The sequence below is a fragment of the Krasilnikovia sp. MM14-A1004 genome, assembly GCF_047159485.1.
Classification (GTDB): domain Bacteria; phylum Actinomycetota; class Actinomycetes; order Mycobacteriales; family Micromonosporaceae; genus Actinoplanes.
On record NZ_AP038773.1, the window covers coordinates 1,416,598 to 1,432,515 of the forward strand.

Annotated in this window: 11 protein-coding genes; 6 read left to right on the forward strand and 5 right to left on the reverse strand. The window is 72.3% G+C overall.

Features of this window, described 5'->3' with window-relative positions:
• Positions 1-56 precede the first annotated feature (56 nt).
• Positions 57-3,125, forward strand: a complete 3,069-nt coding sequence (locus ACMCNN_RS06640; protein WP_412745280.1) for an EAL domain-containing protein — start codon at positions 57-59, stop codon at positions 3,123-3,125.
• Here the strand turns inward: ACMCNN_RS06640 and ACMCNN_RS06645 are convergent.
• The 4 genes from ACMCNN_RS06645 to ACMCNN_RS06660 form a co-directional block, all read right to left on the reverse strand.
• The gene (locus tag ACMCNN_RS06645) at positions 3,122-3,874 is read right to left on the reverse strand and encodes an SDR family NAD(P)-dependent oxidoreductase (protein ID WP_412745281.1); all 753 of its coding nucleotides are present in this window, start codon (positions 3,872-3,874) and stop codon (positions 3,122-3,124) included. The two genes, ACMCNN_RS06640 and ACMCNN_RS06645, sit on opposite strands and share 4 nt — an antisense overlap.
• Positions 3,875-3,944: 70 nt before the next feature.
• Positions 3,945-4,292 (reverse strand): histone-like nucleoid-structuring protein Lsr2, encoded by a 348-nt coding sequence (locus tag ACMCNN_RS06650; RefSeq protein ID WP_412745282.1) that lies wholly within the window; start codon positions 4,290-4,292, stop codon positions 3,945-3,947.
• Positions 4,293-4,873: 581 nt separating this feature from the next.
• A complete protein-coding gene (locus ACMCNN_RS06655; protein ID WP_412745283.1) occupies positions 4,874-6,559 on the reverse strand; it encodes a GMC oxidoreductase in 1,686 nt (561 codons plus the stop codon).
• Between the two features lie 99 nt (positions 6,560-6,658).
• Entirely contained in the window at positions 6,659-7,582 is a 924-nt protein-coding gene (locus tag ACMCNN_RS06660) for a CDP-alcohol phosphatidyltransferase family protein (RefSeq protein WP_412745284.1), read from the reverse strand.
• 343 nt (positions 7,583-7,925) lie between these two features.
• Between ACMCNN_RS06660 and ACMCNN_RS06665 the strand changes: the two genes are divergently transcribed.
• From ACMCNN_RS06665 to ACMCNN_RS06685, 5 genes are all read left to right on the forward strand, one after another.
• Positions 7,926-8,516: an antibiotic biosynthesis monooxygenase gene (locus ACMCNN_RS06665; RefSeq protein WP_412745285.1), complete on the forward strand. Its 591-nt coding sequence runs from the start codon at positions 7,926-7,928 to the stop codon at positions 8,514-8,516.
• A gap of 144 nt (positions 8,517-8,660) precedes the next feature.
• Positions 8,661-10,463, forward strand: a complete 1,803-nt coding sequence (locus ACMCNN_RS06670; RefSeq protein ID WP_412745286.1) for a diguanylate cyclase domain-containing protein — start codon at positions 8,661-8,663, stop codon at positions 10,461-10,463.
• A gap of 110 nt (positions 10,464-10,573) precedes the next feature.
• Entirely contained in the window at positions 10,574-12,691 is a 2,118-nt protein-coding gene (locus ACMCNN_RS06675; RefSeq protein WP_412745287.1) for an MMPL family transporter, read from the forward strand.
• A gap of 27 nt (positions 12,692-12,718) precedes the next feature.
• Entirely contained in the window at positions 12,719-13,681 is a 963-nt protein-coding gene (gene ligD / locus ACMCNN_RS06680; protein ID WP_412745288.1) for a non-homologous end-joining DNA ligase, read from the forward strand.
• A 159-nt stretch (positions 13,682-13,840) separates the two neighbouring features.
• Positions 13,841-14,548, forward strand: a complete 708-nt coding sequence (locus tag ACMCNN_RS06685; protein ID WP_412745289.1) for a SemiSWEET transporter — start codon at positions 13,841-13,843, stop codon at positions 14,546-14,548.
• 137 nt (positions 14,549-14,685) lie between these two features.
• Here the strand turns inward: ACMCNN_RS06685 and ACMCNN_RS06690 are convergent, their stop codons facing one another.
• Positions 14,686-15,849, reverse strand: coding sequence for a hypothetical protein (locus tag ACMCNN_RS06690; RefSeq protein WP_412747086.1), 1,164 nt, complete (start codon positions 15,847-15,849; stop codon positions 14,686-14,688).
• Positions 15,850-15,918: the final 69 nt, after the last annotated feature.

Here is a 15,918-nt window from a genome sequence, read left to right on the forward strand (position 1 = left end):
CGGCCGAGGGGCCGATCTGGTGACAGCGGTTCTCACCGGCCCACAGGAGGAGGAGCATGCCGACGCGCGTGGCGGCCGCCCTCTTCGGCGTGTGCATGGCGGCACTGGGCGCGGCCTTCTGGCTCGAACCGGCCTGGCAGGACGCGATCCGCCTGGCCGCCGGCCTGGCGACAGTGGGCGCTGTGTTGTTCGGGTTGGGGCGGCGGCGACCGGCCCGTACCGCGCCGTGGCAGCTGCTGATGCTCGCGGTGGCGCTGTCCGCGGTCGGCAAGACCGTGCACGACGTGCCCGCGGCCGTACAGGCGGTGCCGCTGCTGGCGCCGGCCGTGACCTGGGCGCTGCTGGCGGTCTACCCGACGCTGGCGGGCGCGCTGCTGATGTTCGTGCGCTACCGCACCGGCGGCAGCCGGGACCGCGGCGGCCTGCTCGACGCGCTGACCGTCACCGCGGGCGCCGCGTTGCTGTCCTGGACCTTCGTGCTCAGCCCCCAGATCCAGCACGCCGACCTGACCGCGACCGCCGACCTGCTGGCGATCGGCTACCCGGTCGGCGACCTGCTGCTGCTGGCCGCGCTGACCCGGCTCTGGACGGTGTCGAACCGCCGGATCCCGGCCGGCTTCGTGCTCGGCGCCGGCGTGTTCACGATGCTGCTGGTGGATCTCGCGCACAGCGTGCCCGACCTGGAGCACCTGCTCACCGGGCTCTCCGCGTTCGGCCGCCTGCCGCTGTACGCGGCGATCGGCCTGGCCGCGATGCACAGCTCCATGCACTCGCTGACCCAGCCGGCCGCGACGCCCCCGGCCGACCTGGACCGCAAACGCCTGCTGCTGCTGGGCGTGGCGTCGCTCGTGGGGCCGGCGGTGCTGCTGGTGCAGGTGGGACTGAACGGCCGTCCGCTCGACCTGTCCGTGGTGGCGGTGCTGTGCGGGCTGACCTTCCTGCTCGTGCTGGCCCGTACCGCCGGGATCATGGGCAGCCACCGCCTGGCCACCGCCCGGGAGCGGGGGCTGCGGGAGGCCTCCGCCGCCCTGGTGTCGGCCACCGACGCCGACGAGGTCGCCGCGGCGACCCGGCGGGCGGTCGCGCAGCTGCTGCCGGACGTGCCGCACCGGGTGGTGCTGGCCATGGCGGTCGCCGAGCCGGGGGAGCCGCTGAGCGCGGAGGCGGCCGCGCAGGCCGCGGAGGACCGCGCCTCCGGTACGTCGGCCCGGCTGATGCCGACCCGCGACGTGGACTGGGCGGTGGCGGTCCGGCTCAACCAGTACAACATGGTGCTGCGCTGCCCGCTGGTGCTGCAGGACCGCCCGACGGGGGACCCGCTGGTGGGTGTGCTGCACGTCGGCGGGCCCGCGTGGGCGCTGGTCGGCCTGCAACGATCCCTGGAGGTGCTGGCCACCCAGGTGGCGCTCGCCATGGAGCGGATCGCGCTCAGCGAGGAGGTCATCCGGCGCAACAGCGAGACGTACTTCCGGACGCTGGTGCAGAACACCTCCGACGTGATCGTGATCGTCGACGAGGAGGACCGGGTCCGGTACGCCAGCCCGTCCGCGCGGCCGGTGCTCGGCGGGGACCCGGTCGGGGTGCGGCTGCCGGACATCATCCACCCGGCGGACCGGGAGCGGCTGCACGAGGTGCTGGCGGGGGTCCGGTTCGGGCGCGGCCCGGCGCAGGGGCTCGACTTCCGGGCGCTGGGCCGCCACGACAGCGAGCTGATGCTCGAGATGCACGTCCGCGATCTGCGTGCCGATCAGACCGTGGCCGGTCTGGTCATCACCTTGCGCGACGTCACGGAGCGGCGCCGCCTCGAACGCGACCTGACCCACCAGGCGTTCCACGACTCGCTGACCGGGCTGGCGAACCGTGTGCTGTTCGCCGACCGGCTGGAGCACGCGCTGGCCCGCGGCACCCGCGACGGCACGCTGGTCGGTGTGCTCTTCATCGACCTGGACGACTTCAAGGTCGTCAACGACACGCTCGGGCACGCGGTCGGCGACCAGCTGCTCGTCGCGGTGGCCCAGCGGATCAGCGGGGCGTTGCGCGGCGACGACACCGCGGCCCGTCTCGGCGGCGACGAGTTCGCCGCGCTCATCGAGAACGTGCAGGATCCGGCCGCGGTCGAGGAGGCCGCGGAACGGATCCTCGCCGCGCTGGCCGAGCCGATCCTGGTGGACGGTGAGGCGTTGCAGGCCGTCGCCAGCATCGGCATCACCACCACCCCCGAGGCGGACAACGCCGACGAGCTGCTGCGCCAGGCCGACCTGGCCCTGTACGTGGCGAAGGGCGCCGGCAAGAACCGGTGGCGGCGCTACCAGACCCACCTGCACGGGGCGATGGTGGAACGGCTGGAGCTGCGCTCGGCGTTGGATCACGCGGTCAACGAGGGCCACTTCCTGCTGCAGTACCAGCCCATCGTGGACCTGAACACCGACGAGGCGGCCGGTTTCGAGGCGCTGGTGCGCTGGCACCACCCGGCGCGCGGCGTCATCGCCCCGGACCAGTTCATCGAGGTCGCCGAGGAGAGCGGGCTCATCATCCCGATGGGACGGTGGGTCCTCGACCAGGCGCTGCACACGGTCGCCCAGTGGCGGCGGGTGCTGCCGCGGGCCCGCCAGCCGTACGTCAGCGTCAACGTCTCCGTGCGCCAGTTCCGCCAGAAGGGCTTCGTGGACCAGGTGCGGGCGTCGCTGGACTACGCGGGGGTGCCGCCGCAGGCGCTCATGCTGGAGATCACCGAGACCCTGTTGATGCGCGACGACGAGGAGATCTGGGCCGACCTCGCGGTGCTGCAGGACCTCGGGGTGCGGATCGCCATCGACGATTTCGGTACGGGCTACTCCTCGCTGGGCTACCTGCGGCAGCGGCCGATCGACGTACTCAAGATCGACAAGACGTTCATCGACGACATGGTCGGCAGCGAGCAGCAGCTGGCGCTGGTCTCCGGCATCGTCAGCCTGGCGCAGACGCTGAACCTGACCGTGGTGGCCGAGGGCATCGAGGACGCCACGCACCGGGACATCCTGCAGCGGCTGGGCTGCCCGCTGGGCCAGGGCTACTACTTCTCCAGCCCGGTCGGCCCCACCGAGGCGCTGACCTGGCTCACCGACAACCGCGCCATCGCCGCCTAACGGTCGGCGGGGGCGGTGTCCTTCGGCGCGGCCCGGCCCGCGAGGGCACGGTCGGCCACTATCGGCAGCACGTTCGCCAGCAGGATCGCCGCGCGGTAGCGAGCGGGTACGACGATGTGGCGGCGGGGCCGGCGTACGGCCCGGGCCACCGCGTCCGCGACCACCTCGGGACCCGGCAGCCCCTTGCGGCCGCCGGTGAGCGGGGTGGCGATGTATCCCGGCTCGACCAGGGTCACCCCGATCCCCGTGCCGGCCAGCTCCCGGCGCACGGAGTCGGTCAGGCCGCGCAGGGCGAACTTGGTCGCCGAGTACGTGCCGCTGAGCCCGATCTCGCCCGCGACCGAGCCGATGTTGACGATGGCCCCGCCGCCCCGGGCCCGCATGTGCGGCACGACCGCCCGCATGAGCCGCAGTGGGCCGAGCAGGTTGACGTCGACCATGGCGGTGACGGTGGCGTCGTCGGTCAGGATCGAGGCGGCACCGCCGAGGCCCGCGTTGTTGACCACCGCGTCGATCCGGCCGGTGATCGCGGCCGCCTGCTCGGCCAGCGCGTCGATGGCCGCCGGCTGCCGGACGTCCGTGGGCACGATGACCGCGGTGCCACCCGCGGCCTCCACCAGGGTGGCCGTCTCGGACAATTCCGTCGCCCGGCGGGCGGCCAGCACGACGGTCCAGCCGTCCTTTCCGAATCGGATCGCCGTGGCGCGGCCGATCCCGCTCGACGCTCCCGTGACGATGACGACCGGCATACCCGACTCCTTTCGCGAATAACGGCGCCGCCGGTCGCGGCGGCGCCGTTATTCCGACGTGTGCACCAATCTATCGCCGGTTGCGGTACGCCTCCACGACGCTGCCCGGGATGCGCCCCCGGTCGGAGACCTCGTACCCGTTCTCGGCGGCCCACTCGCGGATGGCCTGATTCTGATCGCGGCTCGCCCGGCCGGTGGTCACGGCGCCGCGCCGACCGGCGGCCCGCGACTCGTTGCCGCTGCGCCCCACGCGGGTGGCCGCGCCCAGGAACGGGTCCAGCGCCTTGCGCAGCTTCCCCGCGTTCTTTTCCGACAGGTCGATGGTGTAGTTGACACCGTCCAGTCCGAATTCGACCGTCCGGTCCGCTTCGCCGCCGTCGAGATCGTCCGTGAGAAGGGTGATTACCTGCTTGGCCATGATGTGGTCGCTCCCGAACCGGTGTCATTGGGTAACCGCAATCCACGCCCCGCGCCCCCGCACGGAGAAACCCGCGACGTGCCGGGAAAACCCGGACGTGCCGCCCCGCGGATCGCCTCCCCGAATTTGTGCTCGTGCCATTCTGGCCGCCCGTTCGCGACAATGCAAATTGTCGCTTCCGCATGTCTCGTTTCTTACTCCGGCGAACCCGCGGCGCCCGGCGATCGGTGGGTGGATCGGGCCTGTTCACGACGCGCCGGGCCGCTGAGGACCATCGCCGGGCCCGGTCCGGGCCCGGCGCTGCCGACGGGTGGCCGCGGCCGTGAGCAGGCGGCGTCGGACCTGTTGTCCCACGATGTCCGGCCGGAGAGGGCCGATCGCGCATCGTCCGGCGTCCACTGTGGGCGGGTGCGTCCCGGGGCATCCGGGCGCGTTCTCCGCCCGCGGTAGCGATGTGACATCAGTCGTTCATCGTCGTCGAACATTCCGGGTGTATTTCCCAATGACACCCCGGTGTGCACTCGCCGACATGTCCGATGACATCCGCCAATGCATTTCTCCATGCCGCTCGCCGGCGGCGTTCACTCCTGCTTTCGGGCGGCGGCGGGCGACGGGTCCGCGGCCCGGCGGGGCCAGGGCAACCGCAGCGCACCGGGGGCGTGCGCCGGCACCACGGGCCGCCGGGGCTCGACCGGATCCAGGCGGGCGTACGGCTCGCCCAGCGCCGGACGCGGATCCTCCTCGCCCGCGTTCGGCCACAACGACAACGCCCGCTCCGCCAGGGCCGTGATGGTCAGCGACGGGTTGACCCCCAGGTTCGCCGGTACCGCCGCGCCGTCCACCACGTGCAGACCCGGATATCCGTACACCCGGTGGTAGGGGTCGATCACCCCCGACCGTGGTGAGGCCCCGATGGTCGCGCCGCCCAGGATGTGCGCGGTCATCGGGATGTCGAAGATGTCGCCGACCGTGCCGCCGGGGTAGCCGCCGATCCGGTCCGCCATCCGCCGGACCGCCTCGTGACCCACCGGGATCCAGGTCGGGTTGGCCGGGCCGTGGCCGGGGGCGGTGGTGAGCCGGCCGCGGCGGGTCCGCCGTACCGTCAGCGAATTGTCCACTGTCTGCATGACCAGGGCGATGATGGTGCGCTCGCTCCAGCGCCGCACCGACAGCGAGCGCAGCAGCCGTCCCGGGTGGCGCAGCGCCTGGCCCAGGAAGCGCAGCGGACGCGGCACCCTGCCGCCGCCGTCCACCAGCAGCGTGCTGAGCAGGCCCATCGCGTTGCTGCCGGCGCCGTAGCGGACCGGCTCGATGTGGGTGTCGGCGTCCGGGTGGAAGCTCGACGTGATCGCGACCCCCCGGGAGAACGGCTCCTCCGGTACGGCGCTGGTCATCGCCCCGAGCAGCGCCTCCGAGTTGGTCCGGGTCAGCGCACCCAGCTGCGCGGAGACCTCCGGCAGTACCCCGGTGTCGCGCATCGCGTGCAGCAGCCGCTGGGTGCCCAGCGCCCCGGCCGCCAGCACCACCTGGCCGCAGCGGAACGTCTGCTTCCCGGCCTGCACCAGCCAGCCGTCCCCGACGGGTCGCAGCGCGGTGACGGTGGTGTCCGGGTGGATCGTCGCGCCGGCTCGCTCGGCGAGGTGCAGATAGTTGAGGTCCAGGCGGTTCTTGGCGCCGTGCCGGCAGCCGATCATGCACTCGCCGCACTCCAGGCAGCCCGTACGGTCCGGACCGGCCCCGCCGAAGAACGGGTCCGGCACCGTCCTGCCCGGCTCGCCGAAGAACACCCCCACCGGCGTACGCCGGTACGTGTCACCGACCCCCATCTCCTCGGCGACCTGCCGGATCACCACATCGGACGGGGTCGTCGAGGGCTGCTCGGTGACGCCCAGCATCCGCGAGGCCTGGTCGTAGTGCGGGTCCAGTTCCGTGGCCCAGTCCGTGATCGCGGCCCACTGCGCGTCGTCGAAGAACGTGCGGGGCGGCTTGTAGAGGGTGTTGGCGTACACCAGGGAACCGCCGCCGACGCCCGCCGCGGACAGCACGACGATGTCCTTGAGCAGGGTGATCCGCTGGATGCCGCGCAGGCCCAGCCGGGGCGCCCAGAGGAAGTTGCGCAGGTCCCAGGAGGTCTTGGGCAGTGTGGCCGGGGTGTACCGGCGGCCCGCCTCCAGCACGCCGACCCGGTAGCCCTTCTCCGTCAGCCGCAGCGCCGCGACGCTGCCCCCGAAACCGCTGCCCACGACCACGACGTCGTAATCCGGCACGGAAACCTCCTCAACCACCCGGGGTGAACGCACGTTGGGTGCGTCGAAAGTGCACCCCTCGGGGGTCTTGTTAGTCAACCGCCGAATTCGATCGGGGCCTCAGCTGCGCGCGGTGAACTCCAGGTCGTCGTTCTCGTCCGCGGTGGTGATCTCCTCCGCGACCGCGGCGATCTGGTCCCCGGCCCGCGGGCCCGGCTGCGCGCCCGCCTCCGCGTGGGTGCCGTGTGCGGCCCGCGCCTTCGCGAGCTGGCGCGGGAACTGCCGGGTGGCCCGCCACAGCTTGGCCACCAGCAGGAACTCGAACGCCATCAGGAGGACCCCGGCGACGATCGGCACGCCGACGATCCAGCCGGTCAGCGGGGCGATGATGCACACGGCCATCTCGAACTCGATGCCGCTGACCAGGTGCGGGCGGATGCGGTAGCGGCGCAGCGCGGCGCGCAGCCGGGCGCGCCAGTTGTCCGGCCACTGGTCCGGCTGGCCCGTCGCGTCGGCCGCCGCGGGCAGGCCGCGAGCCTCGTCCAGCTCCATACGCATGGCGCGGCGGACCTTGGCCATCTGCGAGCCGTTGAGGTAGCGGAACAGGTCGAGGAACGTGACAGCGACCAGGACCCAGAGGTAGACCTGCTCGCCGGTCCGCGCGTACTGGCCGCCCATCAGCGCGACCGTGCAGGCGAACATGCGCAGCCGGTCGAAGACGAAGTCGTACCAGGCGCCGAAGAGCGAGCCCGTGCCGTTGAGCCGGGCGATCTTGCCGTCCATGCAGTCGATCACGAAGCTGAGGTGGAACAGCAGCGCGCCGGCGACCAGCCACGGCCGGTCCTGCAGCGCGAAGCAGGCCGCCGAGGCGAGCCCGACCAGCGTGGCGATGCCGGTCAGCAGGTTCGGGGTGATCCGCCGGTAGGGGGCGACCAGGCGCACCAGGCGGACGGCGAACGGGTCCACGAGCAGGACGGTCCACCACGCGTCGCGCGTCTTGTACGTGCGTTCGCGGATCTCCCGCAGCGGCAACCGTTGCGCCATGCTTCATCCCATCCGTGTCGGCCTACCGGGCCCCTGCTTCGATTTTGGTGGAACAAGCAGGCCGGCCAGGACCCGGGGTACCCCAGTCCCCGAAATGCGTGACCAATTCGTTACTTCGTGTGACCCCTGACCGGCCGGGTCGTCCGGCCGGTGACCCGCGGCCCTGCCGTGCCGACGGTGGTCACCCCGTGAAGCCGACACATTAGCCTGCTCACGCCGAGTGAGGAAGACGACGAGGTCAGGGATCTGTAAGGCCGCTCGCACGGGCGGCCGGACAGTGGCGCCGCCGACAGTTTCCGCGGGCGGCGGCGGCCCGCCGGCCGGACCGGGCAGGATCATCCGCATGCCCGACACCCGGACGGCCGTCACGGTCGCGATCACCCGCCGGGCCGATCCCACGCGCGCCGCCGAGATGCAGGCATGGGTACGCGCGGGGGCCACGCTCGCCGAGGACTTCCCCGGCTTCCTCGGCGTCGGCTGGGTCCGCCCCGAACTCGGCTCGACCGAGTGGCACATGCTGTACCGCTTCGCCGACGACGACGCGCTGGCGGTCTGGGAGGACTCGGCGCAGCGGCGCTGGTGGCTGTCGTCGGCGCAGGGCATGGTCGAGCACACCAGGGAGGAACGCCGTACCGGGATCGAGGGCTGGTTCGACCCGCCGCGCCAGGCCGAGGTGCGGGTGGTCGACGAGCCGGCCGTACCGTCCGCGCCGCCGCGGTGGAAGCAGGCCGTGGCCATCTGGCTGGGCTTCTTCCCGCTCAGCATGCTGGCGGCCGTGACCCTCGGGCCCCTGCTCGCCGCCCAGCACGTCGTGCTGCGGACCCTGCTGACCACCCTGTGCCTGACCCCGATCATGACCTACCTGGTGCTGCCGCGGGTGACCGGCGCACTGCAGTGGTGGCTGCAGGGGCGGCCGCCGCCCTGGCGGCGCTGACCGGCGCCACGCTACCCGCGCCGCGGCGCCCGCCACTGTCGGACGTTTCGTCCCGATGGATGGTACGGACCGGCTCAAATCCGGCTCAGTTTGGTTGAGTGCCGGTCCCGGGCTGCCGATCCTCTCCCGCGAGGGGGGTGTGCCATGCGCTTGCGCAACTGGATCGCCGTGGTGGTCAGCGTCGTACTGCTGATCGCCGCCGGCGCTATCGGTGTGCTGGTGAACAGATCGGCGCTGCGCGCGGCCGACACGGTGCACCGCGCCGACACCCAGGCGCTGGCGGTCAACAACACCACCCTCTCGGGCCAGATGCAGCTGGTGACGGCCGGCGAGCTGAAGGAACTCGCCAACACCACCTCGTTCAAGCTGCGCAAGGGCAACCCGGCCGACCGCCGCGCCCTGGACCGCTTCGTGGCCAAGACCAACGTCCTCAAGTACGGCGCCGCCATCACCGCCATGGACGGCTCCATCCTCAACGCCACCCGCAGCACCGGCCTGCCGCCGGTGGGCGCCCCCGGCTTCGCCCCCATGTTCAGCGAACTGTTCAAGGCCAAGCCCGGCTTCTCCTCCGTCATGCTCGTCGACGGTGTGGCGATCGAGGCTGTCGCCATCCCGCTCGTGCGCAACGGCGCCGCGGTGGCCGTGCTCGTCGGCTTCATGGAGTTCGCGAAGACCCCGCTGCAGGGGTATGTCGCCACGCTCAGCGACAACACCCATCTCACCGAGATCATCGACAGCGAGGGCCGGATCGGCTACTCCAGCGACGGCAGGAAGATCGGCACCAAGATCGATCCGGCCGTCACCCGGGCCGCGAAGCAGGCCACCGGGCCGACCTTCGTGGATTTCACCTCCGGCCGGACCGCGACGATCGCGATGGTGGTGCCGGGGATGCCCGGGGGCTGGTCCTACGTGCGCAGCCAGTCCAAGGCCTCGTTCGAGGGCGCGGTCAAGAGCAAGAGCCAGACGCTGAACGTCACGCTGCTGGCCATGCTGCTCATCGGCGTCATCGGCATCACGCTGCTCGGCTACCGCACGCAGATCCAGCGGCGGCGCTCCGACGAGCGGTTCCAGGCGCTGTTCCAGCACGCCCCCGACCTGGTGTCGGTGCTCGACCCGACCGGCCGGATCTCGTTCGCCAGCCCCAGCGCCGCCTCGCTGCTCAATGTGCCGCTCGGCTCGATGCAGGGCACCAGCGTATTCGACATCATCCACCCCGAGGACCGGCAACGGATCCAGGCCGCGTTCGCCGCGCTGCTCGGCGAGCGCAACGGCGTCAGCCGGATGCAGTCGCGGGTCCTCAACGGCGACGGCGGCTACCGCTGGTACGAGATCACCGCGTCGAACAAGCTGCACAACCGGGCGCTGGCCGGCATCGTCATCAACGCCCGTGACGTCAGCGAGAACCGTGCCTTCCAGGAACGGCTGACCCACGAGGCGCTGCACGACGCACTCACCGGGCTGCCCAACCGCCGCCGTATGCAGGACGCGCTCGACTCGTCGCTGCGCAGCGACGCCGTCGCTGTGCTCTTCGTGGACCTGGACGGCTTCAAGCCGGTCAACGACATGCACGGCCACGAGGCGGGCGACGAGCTGCTGCGGCAGGTGGCGGAGCGGCTCAGCGCCTGCGTACGCGCCGAGGACGTGCTGGCCCGCGTCGGCGGCGACGAGTTCGTCGTGCTGATGCCGGGGATCTTCGACCAGGCCGACGCGGACGCGATGACCGCCCGGGTGTGCGCCGCGGTCGAGACGCCGTTCCTCGTGCACGGCAACGAGGTGACCATCGGCGCCAGCGTCGGTGTCCACCTCGCCGCCCCCCAGGAGGACTCGGACCTCGTGCTGCGCGCCGCCGACCACGCCATGTACGCGGTCAAGAAGGCGGGCGGCGGGCGGAAGGCCCGGCTGGAACCCGAGCCCGTTCGGGCCGGACGGCACCGCGCCCCGGACTAGGGTCACCCTGAGAAGACCCTGAGCTTGGGGGTGAATCGCTTCAGCGGAACCGGCCAAGGCGACTACGCTGCGCCTCGGTCGTACCGGGAGCGGTCTTGGGGGGATTTCGGATGGCGGGGACGGGCGGCGTCGCGCGGCTGGTCTGCGGACGCTGGACGAAATGGCTGGTCCTGGCGCTGTGGATCGTCGTGCTGGCGGTCGCGGGGCCGCTGGCCGGCAAGCTCACCGACGTACAGAAGAACGACAACTCCGCGTGGCTGCCCGGCAGGGCCGAGTCGACCCAGGCCGCCGACCTGCAGAAGGTGTTCCAGCCGGACGACATCGCCCCGGCCGTGATCGTCTACGAGCGCCCGTCCGGCATCGTCGCCACCGACCAGGCGAAGGCCGCCAAGGACGCGGAGGCGCTGGAGAGGGTCGCCGGGGTCACCGGCAAGGTGATCGGCCCGGTGCCCGCCCGGGACGGCAGGGCGCTGCAGATCATCGTTCCGATCAAGGTCGACGCCGAGGGCTGGCAGAAGATCGTCGACGTGGTGGCCGACGTCAAGGCGATCACCGAGGCCGACCCGAACGGGCTCGCCGTCTACCTCACCGGCCCCGCCGGCAACGCCGCCGACTCCGGCAAGGCGTTCGAGGGCATCGACAGCACACTGCTCTACACCACGCTCGCGATCGTCGCGATCATCCTGCTGATCACGTACCGAAGTCCGATTCTGTGGCTGCTGCCGATCCTCTCGGCGGGCGTCGCGCTGACCACCGCGCAGGCGGTCATCTACCTGCTGGCCAAGCACACCGGCCTGGTGGTCAACGCGCAGAGCGCGGGCATCCTGACCGTGCTCGTGTTCGGCGCGGGCACGGACTACGCGTTGCTGCTGGTCGCCCGGTACCGCGAGGAACTGCGCCGGCACTCCGACCGGCACGAGGCCATGGCGCTGGCCCTGCACCGGGCCGGGCCGGCGATCATCGCCAGCGCGGCCACCGTGGCGATCGGCATGTCCTGCCTGACCCTGGCGGAGATGAACGCGACCAGCGGCCTCGGCCCCGTCGCGGCCATCGGCATCACGGTCGGCCTGCTCGTGATGGTCACCCTGCTGCCCGCGCTGCTGGTCATCTTCGGGCGCTGGCTGTTCTGGCCCGCCCGCCCCACGTACGGATCGGCCGAGCCGACCGCCACCGGACTGTGGGCCAAGCTCGGCACCCGCATCGCGCTGCGCCCGCGCCTGGTCTGGATCGTCACGGCCGCCGCCCTCGGCGCCATGGCGCTCGGCCTGTTCCAGCTCGACGCGAAGGGGCTGGCCACCGCCGACACGTTCGTCACCAAGCCGCCGTCGGTCACCGGCGAGGAGGCGCTCGCGCGGCACTTCCCGGCCGGGCAGGGCCAGCCCGCCGTGGTGATCGGCAAGGCCGCGGCCGCCGCTCAACTGCGGCAGGCCGTCGCCGGGGCCGACGGCGTCGCCGACGTCGCCGAGCCGGTGATCAAGGGGGACCTGGCCGCGATCGAGGCGACGCTGCGCGACGCGCCGGACAGCGGCCGCGCCCGTGCCACGATCGACCGGATCCGCACCGCGGTGCACGCCGTGCCCGGCGCCGACGCCAAGGTCGGCGGCATCACCGCGATGACCCTGGACATGAACCGGGCCAACGACCACGACAACCGGCTGATCATCCCGCTGGTCCTCGTGGTCGTCCTGATCATCCTGGGCCTCCTGCTGCGCGCGGTGGTGGCCCCGGTGATCCTCATCGCCACGGTCGTGCTGTCGTTCGCGGCCGCCCTGGGGGTCAGCGCGCTGATCTTCCGGCACATCTTCGGCTTCGCGGGCGAGGACACGTCGTTCCCGCTGTACGTCTTCGTGTTCCTGGTCGCGCTCGGGATCGACTACAACATCTTCCTGATGACCCGGGTCCGCGAGGAGGCCCACCACCACGGCACCCGGCGCGGCGCGCTCATCGGCCTCGCCGCGACCGGCGGGGTGATCACCTCGGCGGGCATCGTGCTGGCGGGCACGTTCGCGGCGCTGGCCAGCCTGCCGCTGGTGGCGTTCGCGGAGATCGGCTTCGCGGTCGCGTTCGGGGTGCTGCTGGACACGCTCATCGTCCGGTCGGTGCTGGTCACCTCGCTCACCCTGGACATCGGCCGGTGGATGTGGTGGCCGAGCCGGCTCACGGCGGTCCACGACCGGCCGGCCGAGGAGGAGCCGGAGGCTGACCGCGATCTCGAAACGGTGTCCTGACCGGCCCACCCCGCTAGGTTGAGATCCATGCCGGCCTCCAAGTCACCGGCGGTGGAGCTCGACATCGGGCCGCACACCGTACGAATCTCCAATCCCGACCGGGTGTACTTCCCCAGCTCGGGCCGCACCAAGCTGGACCTGGCGAAGTACTACCTCAGCGTGGGCGACGGGATCGTCCGCGCGCTGCGCGAGCGGCCCTGCATGCTGCACCGCTTCCCCGACGGCCTGGCGGGGGAGAAGGTGCACCAGAAGCGGGTCCCGAACGGTGCGCCGCCCTGGCTGCAGACGGTCCGCGTGCACTTCCCCCGGTACGGCCGGCACGCCGACGAGCTGTGCGTCACCCAGCTCGCCGAGGTGATCTGGGCGGTGCAGATGTCGACTGTCGAGTTCCACCCGTGGAACTCGCGGCGCGCCGACACGGAGAAGCCCGACGAGTGGCGCATCGACCTCGACCCGATGCCGCAGTGCCCGTTCGACACGGTCCGGCGGGTCGCGCACGTCGCCCACGAGGTGCTCGACGAGCTGGGCATCACCGGATACCCGAAGACCTCCGGCGGCAAGGGCATGCACGTGTACGTCCGGATCCGGCCCGACTGGGGTTTCGCCGACGTACGCCGGGCCGCCCTCGCGTTCGCCCGCGAGGTGGAGCGGCGCGCCCCGCAGGACGTCACGACGACGTGGTGGCGCAAGGACCGCGACCCCGAGTCGCTGTTCATCGACTACAACCAGAACGCCCGGGACCACACCATCGCCAGCGCGTACTCGGTGCGCGGGGTGCCCGAGGCGACCGTCTCCACCCCGATCACGTGGGACGAGATTCCTGCGGTCGACCCGCGCGACTGCACGATGGAGACGGTCCCGGAGCGCTTCGCCGAGCTGGGCGACCTGCACGCGGACATCGACACCGTCGCCCACGACCTCACCCCGCTGCTGGACTGGGCCGACCGCGACGAGCACGCGGGCCTCGCCGGTCCGGCCGAACCCACCTGATCAGGCCTTATCACTGAATCCGGGTCCGATGCGGCGGCTTCTCGCATTCCGGACACGTGGGGGCCGTCACGGGTGGATCTTGTTCAGTCCTCGTCCGGGGTCGCCGATGGGGAGATCCGTAGCCGGACAACCGGCACTTCCCTCGACCCGGAACGGATCATGCACTCCTCTGTCCTCGGCTGGCTCGGTGCCGCCCTGTCGATCGCTCTCCCCTGGCCCCAGGTCTGGCGCTCCTGCGTCCAGCGCCACACGACCGGACTCTCCGCGACCGCCGCCTGGCTGACCTTCGCGCTCCCGATCGGCTGGATCACGTACGGCCTGCTCAGCGGCGAACGCGTCCAGGTGATCACGAACACGGTCACCGGTGGCGCGAGCCTCGCCGTCCTGGTCGCTCTGCTGGTGGCGCGCCGCGAACTGCGTACCGGGCGGATGCTGGCGGCCAGTGCGGGCGGGGCGATCGTCATGCTGTCCGCGGCGCTGGGCTGCGGTGCCGCCGCCGCCCTGCTGCCGGGCTCGGGGCGCGTGATCTCCGACCTGCTGGGGATGGTCCTGGTGGCGACCTCCATCGTGTCGGCGGTGCCGCAGCCGCTCGCGCTGCTGCGCGACCGCACCCAGGACCTCACCGGGCTGTCCCGGCTGCGCTGGCGCCTGACCGCCGGTGCCGCCGCTTCGTGGCTGGCGTACGGCGCGCTCACCGGCCAGCCGGCGGTATGGCTGTCGGCCTCGGCGGGCCTGACCGGCGCGCTCGTGGTGTGCTACGTGCTGGCGACCCGCCAGGCGGCGCCGGTGTCCGCGCTGCCCACGGCCGACCCGGCGAACTGGCGCGAGACCGTCACCACCCGCAACCTGGCGATGGCGGGCGTCTGATCGACGTCGCCCCGGCTGCGCTGACGGAAGCGTCAGCGCAGCCGTTCGCGTTTGCTGGCGGTGACCGTCAGCGCAGCCGTTCGCGTTTGCTGGCGGTGACCGTCAGCGCAGCCGTTCGCGTTTGATGGCGGTGACCGTCAGCGCAGCCGTGAGTTCTCGATGGTGGGGCGGCGGGCGCCGAGGAAGAAGATGCCGGGCAGCCCGGCCGTCTCGAAGCCGCGGCTCGGGTTGTCGCGCAGCGTCGAACCCTCGATCCGCATCGTGCCGGAGCGGTCGTTGCTGACGAAGAACACCGCGCCGCCGCCCTCGGCGGCCCGGTTGTCCGCGACGACCGTCCCGGCCAACCGGACGGTGAAGGTGTTGCCGTCGGCGTAGAGCGCGCCCCCGCTGCCGCCGCCCGGCGTGCCGGCCTTCGCCGGGTTCGCGCCGTGGCCGACCGCGGCGTTGCCGGTCAGCACGCTGTTGAGGATCACCCACGACACACCGATGCTGCTCAGCGCGCCGCCGTTCGCGCACGATCCGCCCGTGAACGTGCTGCGCACGACGTACACGGGCTGCCCGTGGTACTGACTCAGCACCCGGATCGCACCGCCGCCCAGATCCGGCCCGGTCCGGTCGCACCGGTTGCCCGTGAAGCGGGAGCCGATCACCGTGAGCCGGCCGCCGCGCATGAAGATCGCACCCCCGCCGCCGCCCTCGGCCCGCTCCCCGGTGCTGTCGCCGTCGGCGAACGTCAGGTTCTGCACGGTCAGCCGGGGACTGTCCTGGTCCTGGCAGTGCGACGTGGTGATGCCCTGCGCCGCGTCGCAGGTGTTCGCGTACAGGATCCGGCGCCGCCCCGCGCCGCTGAGGGTGACCCTGCCGCCGCCGTCGAGGACCACCCGCGAGGCGGCGTTGCGCACCTTCGCGGTGGCCCGCATCGTGATCGTCACCGGATCCGGCCCGCAGTCGAACGTGATCACACCGCCCGCCGCGACCGCCCGCACCACCGCGGCGGAGGTGCAGCTCGCCGGGGTGCCGGTGCCCACGACCCGGTCGGGCCGGCTCGTGTCGACGGCCCGGCCCGCCGCGGGGACGGCGGCGTTGCCGGCGGGGTTGCCCGGCGCGGGGCCCGCCGCCTTCCGCGCCGTCGCGGACGGCGAGGCCTTCGGGGCCGCTGCGGTGGCGGCCGGGGCCGTCCGGGTCGAGGGCGGCGCCGACGACGCGGTGACGACCGCGGGCGGTTCGGGATCCGGCGCGCAGCCCGCCGCGACCGTGGCGACGGTCAGAAGCCCGAGGGTGGCCGCGGCGGCCCGCTGCATTCGCACCGGACGATGCTAGGCGGCCGGGCACCGCCGTTCCATATCCGAACGGCCCCTCTGGCGCGGCCG

What these genes read in the sequence shown, in the direction of transcription:
- ACMCNN_RS06640 (WP_412745280.1), top strand. Translation starts at nt 57, where the DNA reads ATGCCGACGCGCGTGGCGGCCGCCCTCTTCGGCGTGTGCATGGCGGCA.
- ACMCNN_RS06645 (WP_412745281.1), bottom strand. Translation starts at nt 3,874, where the DNA reads ATGCCGGTCGTCATCGTCACGGGAGCGTCGAGCGGGATCGGCCGCGCC.
- ACMCNN_RS06650 (WP_412745282.1), bottom strand. Translation starts at nt 4,292, where the DNA reads ATGGCCAAGCAGGTAATCACCCTTCTCACGGACGATCTCGACGGCGGC.
- ACMCNN_RS06660 (WP_412745284.1), bottom strand. Translation starts at nt 7,582, where the DNA reads ATGGCGCAACGGTTGCCGCTGCGGGAGATCCGCGAACGCACGTACAAG.
- ACMCNN_RS06665 (WP_412745285.1), top strand. Translation starts at nt 7,926, where the DNA reads ATGCCCGACACCCGGACGGCCGTCACGGTCGCGATCACCCGCCGGGCC.
- ACMCNN_RS06670 (WP_412745286.1), top strand. Translation starts at nt 8,661, where the DNA reads ATGCGCTTGCGCAACTGGATCGCCGTGGTGGTCAGCGTCGTACTGCTG.
- ACMCNN_RS06675 (WP_412745287.1), top strand. Translation starts at nt 10,574, where the DNA reads ATGGCGGGGACGGGCGGCGTCGCGCGGCTGGTCTGCGGACGCTGGACG.
- ligD (WP_412745288.1), top strand. Translation starts at nt 12,719, where the DNA reads ATGCCGGCCTCCAAGTCACCGGCGGTGGAGCTCGACATCGGGCCGCAC.
- ACMCNN_RS06685 (WP_412745289.1), top strand. Translation starts at nt 13,841, where the DNA reads ATGCACTCCTCTGTCCTCGGCTGGCTCGGTGCCGCCCTGTCGATCGCT.
- ACMCNN_RS06690 (WP_412747086.1), bottom strand. Translation starts at nt 15,849, where the DNA reads ATGCAGCGGGCCGCCGCGGCCACCCTCGGGCTTCTGACCGTCGCCACG.